Genomic DNA, 11,363 nt, shown 5'->3' on the forward strand with positions numbered 1-11,363 from the left:
TCCTATTTATTTAAAAATACAGATGCATCACCTGCCAGTGGTGTCAGCTTTCCATCTTTTGAGAATCCCATCTTCTCCAGCCACTGGTCAAATTCACGAATTGGACGAAGACCATATATTTCACGAAGACTGGCTGCGTCATGATAACCGGTACACTGATACATCAGCATACAGTCGTCTCCCTGTGGTACGCCCATAATATAATTACAACCGGCAGAAACAAGCAACGCTGCCAGATTTTCGATATCATTCTGATCCGCTTTCATATGGTTTGTATAGCAAGCATCACAGCCCATGGGGATTCCTGTCAGTTTGCCCATGAAATGATCCTCCAGCCCGGCGCGGATGACCTGTTTTGAATCATACAGATATTCCGGTCCGATGAACCCTACGACTGTGTTAACAAGAAATGGATTATATTTCTTTGCAAAGCCATAGCACCTGGCCTCCATCGTTACCTGATCCCATCCGTTATGCGCATCTGAGGAAAGCTCGGAGCCTTGTCCTGTCTCAAAGTACATCAGGTTGGGTCCGGTACTTGTGGCCTGATGCAGCATCATATCATGTCCCTCTTCAAGCATTGCGGCCGTAAGACCAAATGCGCGATTTCCTTTTTCCGAACCTGCAACAGACTGAAACATCAGATCAATCGGCGTATGGAATTTCTCTATCGCCTCCATCTGTGTTGTTACATGTGCCAAAACACAGATCTGCGTAGGTACCTCCCACTTGTTCTTGAACTCGTCAAAGCTTTTTAAGATTCTGGTTACACTCTCCACAGAATCGTCTACCGGATTCAATCCGATTACCGCATCCCCGCACCCAAGACTTAAGCCTTCCATAACGGATGCCATAATTCCCTTAGGATCATCGGTCGTATGATTCGGCTGCAATCTGGATGAGAAGGTTCCGGGCAATCCAATTGTGGTGTTGCAGTGTGCGGAAACCCGTATTTTCTTAGCTGCATAAATCAAATCCAGATTGGTCATCAGCTTGCAGACTGCCGCCACCATTTCGCTGGTAAGACCACGGGATGCACGTGTAATCATCGCCCCTGTCGTCTGGGTGTCCAAAAGCCACTCCCGGAACTCCGCAACCGTCTTTCCTTTCAGTTCACCATAGATTTTCTCATTAACACCGTCCTGGATGATTCTCGTAACTTCATCTTCCTCATAGGGAACCGCTGGATTATTACGGAGTTCTTCCAGTGTAATGTGAGAAAGAACGACTTTTGCCGCAACTCTTTCTTCGGCAGATTCTGCGGCAATACCCGCTAACTTATCGCCGGATTTCTCTTCATTGGCCTTGGCCATCACTTCACGAAGAGATTTAAACTCATACATTTTGCCAAATAACTTTGTCTTTAAAATCAATTCTTTCACCTCTCCTTTTTCTATACTAGGCTGCTTTTCCTGAATGATTTCAGGAGTTGAAAATCAGTGTTTTTATCACAACAGGAACCACCCGGCCAGCAGCGACTGGTTCACCGATGTCAATATAATCGCCATCTTTCGCATAAATTCCATCGATGCAGATAACATCCTTCTTATGTTCAAGGAAAATATTGACCGCATTTCCCAACACCTTGGCTATGTCATTTTCAATAACCAGAATAAGCGGATATGGACCTTTTATAATTTCCTCTGCGCTTTCGGTAATCATGCCTGCAAGTTCCTGGATTTTCAGAAAGCTTGTATGATACTTGCCGGAAAATGCAATAGCGATCTGCTCCAATGCGCCGTCCGTCTCATATAGAGGCAGCCTGCTTCGGACTGCATTTTGGAAATTGGCCGGTTCGCATTCCTCCTCCGCGGGAATCTTCAGAACCGGAATGTTTTTTATGGGCAGTTTATGGTCGGCATAGCTGATCGTACTGCCGCTGACATTAGTTGTCTGTGTTCCGGCTCCAACTACCGTTGCACGGATTGTTTCCGCTGCCGGATATATCTTAAGCCGCTGCAGGGACGGATTATTCTTTACCGCCCGCCCCAGCAGGACACCGATATCGCCATATTGGTATATATCTCCCTGCTTTTCCTGATAAACGCAGTCCGCAACACCCCCTGAATATGTGAGGGCCGCAATCTGTGGAGTTTCAGGAAGCGAAGCCCCCTGATTGGTATACATCTTTGTATGGAATTCATCCGGGGCAGCCACATGAAGAGCCATAGCCAGCTGTTCGGCCATACATTCACACACGCGGTATAGTGTGGCCTGATCAGCGGAGTCTCCCACCTGTATCCGGATCTGATGCCTGTCCGCCAGTTCCCGGATTGCGGGATAGATATAGGAAATTCTTCCATTTTCAATTTTAATCAGGCGTCCGCCAATATCCAGGCAGCAGGTACCTTTCAGCACCCCCTTTTGGAAAAATGCAATATTGCTGGTGCCGCCTCCGATATCCACATTGGCTACTACCTCCCTGTGCTCCTCTGACAGCTGGTCTGCACCGGCGCCTTTTGCCGACAAAACGGATTCCAGATCCGGTCCTGCGGTGGCAACCACGAAATCCCCAGCCATGTCGCTTAACGCCGCCAACACGGTATTGGCATTTTGTTTTCTGGCTGTTTCACCTGTGATAATCACGGCTCCGGTTTTCAGATCCTCCGGTTTCATGCCTGCTTTTTGATATTCGTCCTGAATGATTTTCTTAACCCCTTCCGCATCTATCTCTGACTGAGATAAAAGAGGTGTAAAATAAATCTGGCTTCTATAGGTTACTTCTTTTTCTACGATGCCTATCCGCGGTACTGTATAGCTGCTTGCTCTGTTCTCTATGGTGAGTTTGCTGAAAATCAATTGTGTGGTAGATGTGCCTATATCAATTCCCACACTTGTAATCTCTTCCTTCACCGAAACCACCCCCTTGAATTGAAATAATTCATGCTGCCGATATCACTTTGAAAAGCTTATCAAATCCGCCGATTTGTTCATAAAGTCAAAGGAAGCTTTTGTACCGTGTGTGCCAGACCTTATCTTTAGTTTTCCATGAAGTTTATCCTCGACCATGGATTCTACAATTTTCAGTCCCAGGCTTCCCGTTTTGATATTACCGATATTAAATCCGGCTCCGTCATCTTTAACCGTAATTGTGGAATATATCTTGCCCCTTTCAATCCGGATACAGACATTTCCCACCTTTTCTCCCGGAAACGCATATCTTATGGAGTTTTGAACCAACTCATTGACCGCCAGCGCCACCGATGTGGCAATGTCGGAATTCACTGTAAGATCGTCTCCTTCCAGCTTCAGGTTTATCTTCTGTGCAGAGGTCAGATAGGTCTGCGCCAGATTGTTTCTCACCGTATGAAGTACTTCTTTCAGTTCCACCTCATCTTTTCCGCTGTGTGCAAGAAGCTGATGAGTTGCCGAGATGGATAGAATCCGGTTGATGCTCTCATTCAGCAAATGCTTTGTCTCTTCATTCTCGGTTCTTCTGGCCTGCATACGAAGCAAAGATGCAATTGTCTGCAGATTATTCTTTACCCGATGATGAACCTCTTCAATGGCCACTGATTTTAATACCAGATTTTTTTCCTGTTCGCGGTTCCAGGTGATATCCCGTATAATCACCGCCAGTCTGATGTTCTCTTTTTCCAACTTGATCTGACGGATTCTGAGATAATGATTGCTGATTCTGACCTCTGAAAGAACTTCCTCCAGATCCGACTTCCCGTCATAAGGGTTCAGGCAGATATTTTTGTACTGCTGCCCCAGAATGTCCTCCACGTAACCCAGACTCTGAAACAACTCTTTTGCATACATGTTTCGGAAGGTAACAACACCGCTGTCGTCCACCAGAATAAGGCCCTCATCGATGCTTTCTGTCAGCCATTCACTTTCATTAATCATATGATTCAACGGAATTTCCACCGCCGCATACCGGTCTTCCGTCTCTTTTGTCTCTTCTGTAATTCTCTTTTCGCGTATCAGCACACCAATCACCCGCGAATTGTATTTTATTGGTTCCACCGATTGAATGGTATAATTGTCTTCCTGTGTTCTGGCCTTCATATACTTAGTAGCAATGCCCAGGTTGAAGGTTCTTGCAACGGCTGGCTCATTCTCAGCTTTGGCAAGCATCCCCACCACACTGTTTTTATACGAAGACGGTACCTCTTCCGGCTTTGCTTCGGCAACCACAATGGCATCTCCCTCTTTACAGGGACAGTCTATAAAGATGTCTGCCGCCTCCAAATTGGCAAGGGGCTGCAGCGTTCCCGCCATCATCCGGACAACCTGCATCTCATCCTCAGACAGATCCGTATATTCCTCACAAAGCTGTTTTATTACATCCTGCATGTCACTTTCCTCTGCGCATTAATATAATCTCCGCAACCTTCTTCATCGCAATATTCTTATGCCTGCTGATGCTGCGGATATAATCGTAAGCCTCCTGTTCCGAAAATCCACGGCTGCTCATGATCACCCCTTTTGCCTGCTCGACCACAATCCTGCTCTCCAGGCGTCCGGCTATGATACTGCATTCCTTCTGCAGTCCTCTCATCTCTTTACTGCGTTCCACTGCAATCTCAAGTGCAGGAATAAGGGAACGCTCACTTAAGGGTTTTATCAGATATCCGCTTACACCGCTTTCCTTTGCAGCTTCTATAAACTCTCTGTCGTTATATGCTGTAAGAAGCACAATTGTATCTGCCGTCTTTTCCCTGGATATCAGGGATGAAGCCGACAAGCCGTCTAAAAGAGGCATCTTTACATCCATAATTACCAGATCCGGAGACTCTTTCCTGCATGCTTCCACCGCATCAAATCCGTCAGCTGCCTCACCAACTACGGCATAGCCTTCCTTCTCAAGCATCTCCCTTAAATCCATTCTCGTTATTGGTTCATCATCCGCAATGATTACCCGCATCCTTTGTTCCTCCGCTCGAATGCTTATGATTCTGACTTATCAGTTTCAAAATATCTCAGTACTTCGTCGAATCCACTTCCTTCATAGCTGCTGGTCACAAATACTTCTTGTGCTCCTGCCAGAGTAAGATAGCCCTTCGCCTGTTCTATCTGTTCAGGGGAGGCGATGTCGCTCTTTGTGACAATTCCCACACAGGGCTTTCCGAAGGTACTGGAGTATCCGGGTGGGAACATCGTGCCCGCCTCATCTGCCTGCTGTACCAAAGCTATAATATCTGCGTCCACTGCTGTAACCGTCAAAGCGCCTCTTAAATAATTCCGTTCCAGATATTCCCCCGGCGTGTCAATCAGGTTATCATTCAGCAGCTGAACTGTCTGCGTCTTATGATACTTTAAATCCTGATTGCTGATGAATTGGCACAAAGTCGTCTTTCCTGCCATGGAACGTCCGATTAAAATAATTCTCTTTTTCTTGTCCTTCTTCATGCCTTTCCCTTCTGTTAAAACGGGACTTAAGACCGAGTAATCGGTGCTGGTGCAAATCCCATGGAATCACATAATACACTCATTACATCATGCAATGCCGCCTCTACTCCAGCCACATCTCCCGTGATTACCAATGACCCGTTAAAGCGGTCCACAAAGCCGATCTGAATGTCTGCCGCCTTGCCCGCAACATCCGCCGCAATGATGGCTGCCTCACTTGGTGTGATTGTAAAGATGCCTATGGCTCCCTCTCCATCGATTAAGCCCATCTTTGCATATAAACTGTCAACCGGATGCGGAATTACATGGGCAAGCGTCACCTGCTTGCCGGGAACAAATTCCTGAATAATTCTCTCTTTTTTATCTTCGTACATATATGTTTCCTCCGTTCCTTATGTCACACAATTCTCCCGGAATAAGCTCTGATAAATACAGAACGGATTTCATCCTTTGTGCACACCCTTGGATTTGTTCTTGTGCAGGCATCGTTATACGCCGCTTCCACCATCTCTTCCAGCGCACCGTCAAAATCATTTTTGGATATCCCGGCTGCTTCTATACAAGACGGGAGATGCAGCTGCTGTATATATTGTTTTGTATCTCTCATCACATTGAAGGCGCTCTGGCGCATGGTTGGTCCTTCTATTCCGACAACACCGGCGATTCTGGCATAGCGTTCGGCAGCCGGTGTAAGCCGGTCAAAACACCCCGCATTATATCCCATCACATACGGAAGCAGGATGCCGTTTGCCCGCCCGTGCGGAATATGAAAATGAGCCCCGAGGGTATGTGCCATACCATGATTCAGACCCAGACCCGCATTGCTGAATGCGATTCCTGCCAGGCAGGAGGCATGATGCATCTTCTCGCGTGCTTTCAAATCATCCGGATTACTATAAACCTTCACAAGATTGCTTCTCACAAGCTTGATGGCCTTTTCTGCAGCTGCATCTGTGAAATCATTGGCATTTGTGGAAACAAGGGCTTCAATTGCGTGTGTAAGTACATCAATTCCTGTATCGGCCGTGACCGAAGGGGGAACTGACTTTACCAGACTTGCGTCTAGCAGTGCAGCATCCGGAATCATCTCATCCATTACCAGTGGATATTTGGCAGCTTGCTCTGGATCACTGATCACCGAGAACTTACTTACCTCTGAGCCTGTCCCACTTGTCGTAGGAATCGCTGCAAACCTGCATTTTTCCATACCTTCCTGCTTCGCAGATAAGATGTTCATGGCCTTGGCGGCATCTATCGGTGAACCTCCGCCAAGTGCAAGCAGCACCTGCGGCCGAAATTCCTGCATCAGAGATATTCCTCTGGCAACCACAGCGATATCCGGGTCAGGTTTTACCTCTGAGAATATCTTATATTCTATAGCCTTCTGCTCAAGGGGCTCTGTCAGATATGCAGTCATACCGCTCTTATACATAAAAGAGTCCGTAACAATCAGCGCTCTTTCAACGCCGTCCAAAATTTCATCCAGCCCTTCTTTTCCCATATAAATACGGGTCTTCAGATAAAAATACTCCAAGTAAATTCTCCTTTCTAATGCAGATTAAATGTTGTTTAATAAGAAACCTCAAAAAAAGTTTATATTAAACAAAAAAGTGCCCCGATTTTCTCAAATAAAGAAAACCCAAGGCACTCCAACGTGCTTAGTTCTGTACTTACTACGCCGCAAGCACAATTAAGTTTAGACCAATTATAGCATCATTTATTTTTCTTGTCAACTTTGTTCTTATTTTGTCATGCTCAACATGCTTATTTGTAGAATATTATCATCTTCCTTGTTCATACTGCGCATAATTACCCGGATATTTGCATTTCAATGCATGAAACGAGGCAAGCTGCAGCCTGCCTCTCGTACATGTATGGATTATTTAGAATTGTGATGCAGATATTTTTCCCGTGTAGCCAGGCCTCCTCTGATATGTCTTTCCGATTTGTTTACATTGAGAACTTTTCTTGCATTCCGGGCAAGTACAGGATTTATCTGCAGAAGTCTATCTGTGACATCCTTATGTACTGTGCTTTTTGAAACGCCGAATTCTTTTGCAGTTTGTCTCACTGTGGCATTATGCTCTATAATGTAGGTTGCAATTTCCACTGCACGCTCTTCAATATAATCTTTCAAAAAAATTCCCCTACAAATGTTGTTTTTACAGTTTATGAGCGTGCGGCAAATCTTATTCCTCTAGTTGGGACTTGCAAAAGAAGACATTTTCCGATACTATAGTTTATAGAAGTTTTGTTCCGGCAGCAGAGTCTGCAGGAGTAACATACAAGGGGAGGCCGCCTATGACTCAGACAGAAGATTCGATATATCAACACCTGAAGAAAGGTTATCCTTTCTGGAAACATCTTAATACCAAGGAGCAGGATTATCTCACCTCCTGTTCTGCGATATTGGATTATCATAAAAATGACTTCATCTACAGCCGCAGTGATGATTGCCTTGGAATCTTTTTGGTTCTGAAAGGTCAGCTCCGCATCTATATTCAGTCAGAAGAAAGCAGAGAAATCACTTTGTTCCGTCTGAATGCCGGGGAAGTCTGCACTTTATCAGCCTCCTGCCTGCTTCAGGAGATTACCTTTGATATACAAATCGAGGCTGAACAGGACAGTAGAATCCTGCTGACGAATATTGCCTGCTTCCAGCGGTTAATTGAGCGAAATATTTATGTGGAAAATTATGTTTACAGGCAAACCACAGAGCGGTTCTCCGATGTGATGTGGGCACTCAGTCAGATTTTATTTTCGAGCTTCGACAAACGTCTGGCCGCTTATCTGGAAGATGAAAGGATACGGATAGGTTCCAGTGTTTTAAAAACGACCCATGAGCAAATTGCCCGAAACCTGGGAAGTGCCAGAGAAGTAGTTTCCCGTATGCTGAAATATTTTGAAAAAGAAGGGATTGTATCCCTTTCCAGAGGGGCCGTTACGATTCTCAACCCTAAAAAGCTGCAGGCTTATCTCTAGGGCGTGATTGGAGATGATTTTTCAATCACGCTCTTGTGTACCGTACCATTGGCTTTCGGCCAAAAACGCTGTACTGAAAGCAGGCCACGCATATTAATTCCGTATGATCTGATGTGCCCAGCGGTATCCAAAGCCCTTAATCGTTTCAATATAGGAGATACCATTATAGCTTCCAAGCTTCTTTCTGATTCTGCTGATATGTACGTTCAAAGTACCCTCTTCCACAAAATTTTCTCTGGAATCCCATATCTTTTCCAACATTACTTTTCTGGTCACAATCCTGCCGCCATACTCCAGAAGCAGTTCACACACCGTATATTCCCGTATGCTCAGATCCAACAGTTCTTCAAGCTTATAGATATGATGCTGATTCAGCTCGATTTTCAAATCACCGGAGAATACTGTACCGGGGACTTCAACCTCTTTCCACAAAATCCTTCGAAATTGCGCTTCAATCCTGGCCAGCAATTCTGTAATCTGAAAAGGCTTTGTCACGTAATCGTCTGCTCCTGCCATAAGTCCTTCCACAATTTCTTCCGTACCGGAGCAAGCTGTCAGCATAATAACCGCTCCCTGATAAAAGGCTCTGATCTTCCGGCACAAATCATATCCATTCCCATCCGGCAGCCGTATATCGAGTAAGCATAAATCTATGGGCCTGCTTCTCAACTGAATTAAGGCATCCTTTACTAAATGTGCCATATATACCTCGTAGCCATAACTGCTTACTATATCCTTTATACCAAATGCCAGCTCCCTGTTATCTTCAACAATTAATATCGTTTTCATCTCCATCCCCCACAATCCAAATGTTATCTCTCGGAGCCGCTTGTTTTCCTTCCGATAGGTTACACTTTCGGAACTTACGTTCCTTCGTGTAACAGACTCCTAACCTTCGGTTTTTCGTTAACCTATCGGTTGAAAACAAATGTCTCCTTCGGAGCCGCTTGTTTTCCTTCCGATAGGTTACATTATACCAAATTTTATCAGATGGTGTTTTCTTTTTGAGGCTATTCACAATATATTTTAGGGTTTTTATATGGCCGTATTTACTTGCATTTTCATGAATTTTTTACTATACTTGTACTTATTACAGTTTGCAGTTCAGCTATAATCTTTTTCCCATATATAGTTGAGCAATAAAGGAATATTAAGAGAGGACTTTAGTTATGGAAAAGAAAAAAGTTGTAGTCGCCCTCGGCCACCGTGCGCTTGGAACCACTCTCCCCGAACAGAAGATTGCCGCAAGAAAATCAGCTAAAGTAATTGCTGACCTCATCCAGACCGGTGCTTCAGTTGTTATCACACATAGTAACGCCCCACAGGTGGGTATGATACATACTGCTATGAATGAATTTGCCACTGCACATAAGGAATATACTGCGGCTCCCATGTCTGTATGTTCTGCCATGAGTCAGGGATATATCGGATATGACCTGCAAAACGCAATCCGTGCAGAGCTGCTGCGCCGGGGCATCTATCGTCCGGTGGCTACTGTACTGACTCAGGTGGTTGTGGATCCATACGATGATGCCTTCTATACTCCATCTAAAGTAATCGGACGTATCCTTTCGAAAGAAGAGGCAGAAGCAGAGGAAGAGAAGGGCAACTATGTCACTAAGGTGGATGGCGGATATCGCCGTATCGTAGCTGCTCCAAAGCCGCAGGATATCATCGAAATAGATGTAATCCGCACGCTCGTAGAGGCTGACCAGATTGTCGTCGCTGCCGGAGGCGGCGGTATTCCTGTAATGGTACAAGAGGAAGAACTCCGCGGCGCCAGCGCAGTGATTGAAAAGGACTTAATCAGTGAAAAACTGGCGGAATTGCTTCACGCAGATGACCTGTTGATTCTGACCAGCGTTGAACATGTTTCCATTGGATATAACACACCGGAGGCCGTTCCGTTAGGTAAAATCACTGTTTCCAATGCAAGGAAGTACATGGCTGAAAGACAATTTGAACCCGGCTCCATGCTCCCCAAAATAGAGGCCTCTGTGGCCTTTCTGGAAAAGGGCGGAAAACGTGCCGTCATTACATCCATTGATAAAGCAATGGATGGATACCTGGAAAAAACAGGAACTATTATTGAAAAATGACATACAGAAAACCTGCCACTGGCAGCTTTCCTTGCATACTTTGGTATAACAAAAGAGTCCGTAAAATGCGGGCTCTTTTATCTTTTATCTTATATTTTCACAAAGTTTCCACACGCACTGACTCTTTTTTATCAGTTGAATCTTCGCTTTGATTCACGGAGTGCACAATCCACCTGTTCAAAAAATGTTTCCTTGTTTACCGGGCGCTGAACAAAGGAGCACACACCCATACTTTTTAAAATTTCCTGTAGCTCACCGCTTCTGGAAGACTCATCAGCAATCGCAATTGCCGCATGATATGCCTGTAATTGCAGACTTTGCAAAAATCCGAAATTACCATTTTCCAAGGTTGCTTTGACCAGGTCGATAATAATAAGGTCAAAGCTCATACTTGGCAATTGTCCAAAAATATCGGAACTACACACAGTTGTCTTAATCCCGTCTTCATCATACTGCTTATATGTATTCATAGCCCCGCCTATGCGGGCACTGTCCCTTACTATCAGTAACTCCATGACTCCCCTCTCCTTTTACATGAATCTTTCACATTTTTATTCCCGTTCACAATTCAAGCTTCGCCAAGTTTAAATTCAGATAGCCGCCGATACATATCCGGCAAATGTAGCCTCTACATAACCAATGCAATTTATTATCTCGACTACAGGCAGGTATCCTTTCATAGTTGTGCTATAGTCATGGTCGTAATAGGAATAAAAGTAAGTTTTGGGAACAAATGCAAGCATAGCATATGTAACTGTAACACTAACATACTTTTTTACAACCATGTAAGGAGTAATGCTAACTTCCTGCTCCACACCACTGTTGCCCTCCAGCGTATATTGTTCTCCAGCCGCATGGGCACTCACAGGCATTAATAGGTTGCTCAGAACTAACAATGTCGCTAATAACCTTTTTTTCATCTCA

Annotated in this window: 13 protein-coding genes; 2 read left to right on the top strand and 11 right to left on the bottom strand. The window is 44.9% G+C overall.

Features of this window, described 5'->3' with window-relative positions; genetic code table 11:
• Nucleotides 1-2 precede the first annotated feature (2 nt).
• The 8 genes from KNL20_RS13070 to spoIIID form a co-directional block, all read right to left on the bottom strand.
• Nucleotides 3-1,373, bottom strand: a complete 1,371-nt coding sequence (locus KNL20_RS13070) for an ethanolamine ammonia-lyase subunit EutB (RefSeq protein WP_230400117.1) — start codon at nt 1,371-1,373, stop codon at nt 3-5.
• Nucleotides 1,374-1,422: 49 nt separating this feature from the next.
• A complete protein-coding gene (gene eutA, locus KNL20_RS13075) occupies nt 1,423-2,853 on the bottom strand; it encodes an ethanolamine ammonia-lyase reactivating factor EutA (protein ID WP_230398170.1) in 1,431 nt (476 codons plus the stop codon).
• A 42-nt stretch (nt 2,854-2,895) separates the two neighbouring features.
• Nucleotides 2,896-4,302: a sensor histidine kinase gene (locus tag KNL20_RS13080; RefSeq protein ID WP_230398171.1), complete on the bottom strand. Its 1,407-nt coding sequence runs from the start codon at nt 4,300-4,302 to the stop codon at nt 2,896-2,898.
• Nucleotide 4,303: 1 nt separating this feature from the next.
• Nucleotides 4,304-4,873, bottom strand: coding sequence for an ANTAR domain-containing response regulator (locus tag KNL20_RS13085; protein ID WP_230398172.1), 570 nt, complete (start codon nt 4,871-4,873; stop codon nt 4,304-4,306).
• A gap of 23 nt (nt 4,874-4,896) precedes the next feature.
• Nucleotides 4,897-5,358, bottom strand: a complete 462-nt coding sequence (locus tag KNL20_RS13090; protein ID WP_230398173.1) for a EutP/PduV family microcompartment system protein — start codon at nt 5,356-5,358, stop codon at nt 4,897-4,899.
• A 26-nt stretch (nt 5,359-5,384) separates the two neighbouring features.
• Entirely contained in the window at nt 5,385-5,732 is a 348-nt protein-coding gene (gene eutS / locus KNL20_RS13095; RefSeq protein ID WP_230398174.1) for an ethanolamine utilization microcompartment protein EutS, read from the bottom strand.
• Between the two features lie 23 nt (nt 5,733-5,755).
• Complete coding sequence (locus KNL20_RS13100; protein WP_230398175.1) at nt 5,756-6,892, bottom strand: 1-propanol dehydrogenase PduQ; 1,137 nt, start codon at nt 6,890-6,892, stop codon at nt 5,756-5,758.
• A 345-nt stretch (nt 6,893-7,237) separates the two neighbouring features.
• Entirely contained in the window at nt 7,238-7,495 is a 258-nt protein-coding gene (gene spoIIID, locus KNL20_RS13105) for a sporulation transcriptional regulator SpoIIID (RefSeq protein ID WP_230398176.1), read from the bottom strand.
• Nucleotides 7,496-7,659: 164 nt separating this feature from the next.
• Between spoIIID and KNL20_RS13110 the strand changes: the two genes are divergently transcribed.
• Nucleotides 7,660-8,340, top strand: coding sequence for a Crp/Fnr family transcriptional regulator (locus KNL20_RS13110; RefSeq protein WP_230398177.1), 681 nt, complete (start codon nt 7,660-7,662; stop codon nt 8,338-8,340).
• A gap of 93 nt (nt 8,341-8,433) precedes the next feature.
• On the opposite strand, the gene KNL20_RS13115 is transcribed toward KNL20_RS13110, so the two are convergent.
• Nucleotides 8,434-9,129, bottom strand: coding sequence for a response regulator transcription factor (locus KNL20_RS13115; protein WP_230398178.1), 696 nt, complete (start codon nt 9,127-9,129; stop codon nt 8,434-8,436).
• Between the two features lie 380 nt (nt 9,130-9,509).
• On the opposite strand from KNL20_RS13115, the gene arcC reads away from it, so the two are divergent.
• Complete coding sequence (gene arcC, locus KNL20_RS13120; protein ID WP_230398179.1) at nt 9,510-10,439, top strand: carbamate kinase; 930 nt, start codon at nt 9,510-9,512, stop codon at nt 10,437-10,439.
• Between the two features lie 131 nt (nt 10,440-10,570).
• Here arcC and KNL20_RS13125 read toward each other — a convergent pair whose 3' ends face one another.
• Together KNL20_RS13125 and KNL20_RS13130 are read right to left on the bottom strand one after the other, a co-directional pair.
• Nucleotides 10,571-10,954 (bottom strand): hypothetical protein, encoded by a 384-nt coding sequence (locus KNL20_RS13125; RefSeq protein ID WP_230398180.1) that lies wholly within the window; start codon nt 10,952-10,954, stop codon nt 10,571-10,573.
• Nucleotides 10,955-11,029: 75 nt separating this feature from the next.
• Nucleotides 11,030-11,359 carry a hypothetical protein gene (locus KNL20_RS13130; protein WP_230398181.1) on the bottom strand — a complete coding sequence of 110 codons (330 nt, stop codon included), beginning with the start codon at nt 11,357-11,359 and terminating at the stop codon, nt 11,030-11,032.
• Between the last annotated feature and the right edge of the window lie 4 nt (nt 11,360-11,363).

The sequence above is a fragment of the Novisyntrophococcus fermenticellae genome (genome assembly GCF_018866245.1).
GTDB classification, from domain to species: Bacteria; Bacillota; Clostridia; order Lachnospirales; family Lachnospiraceae; genus Novisyntrophococcus; species Novisyntrophococcus fermenticellae.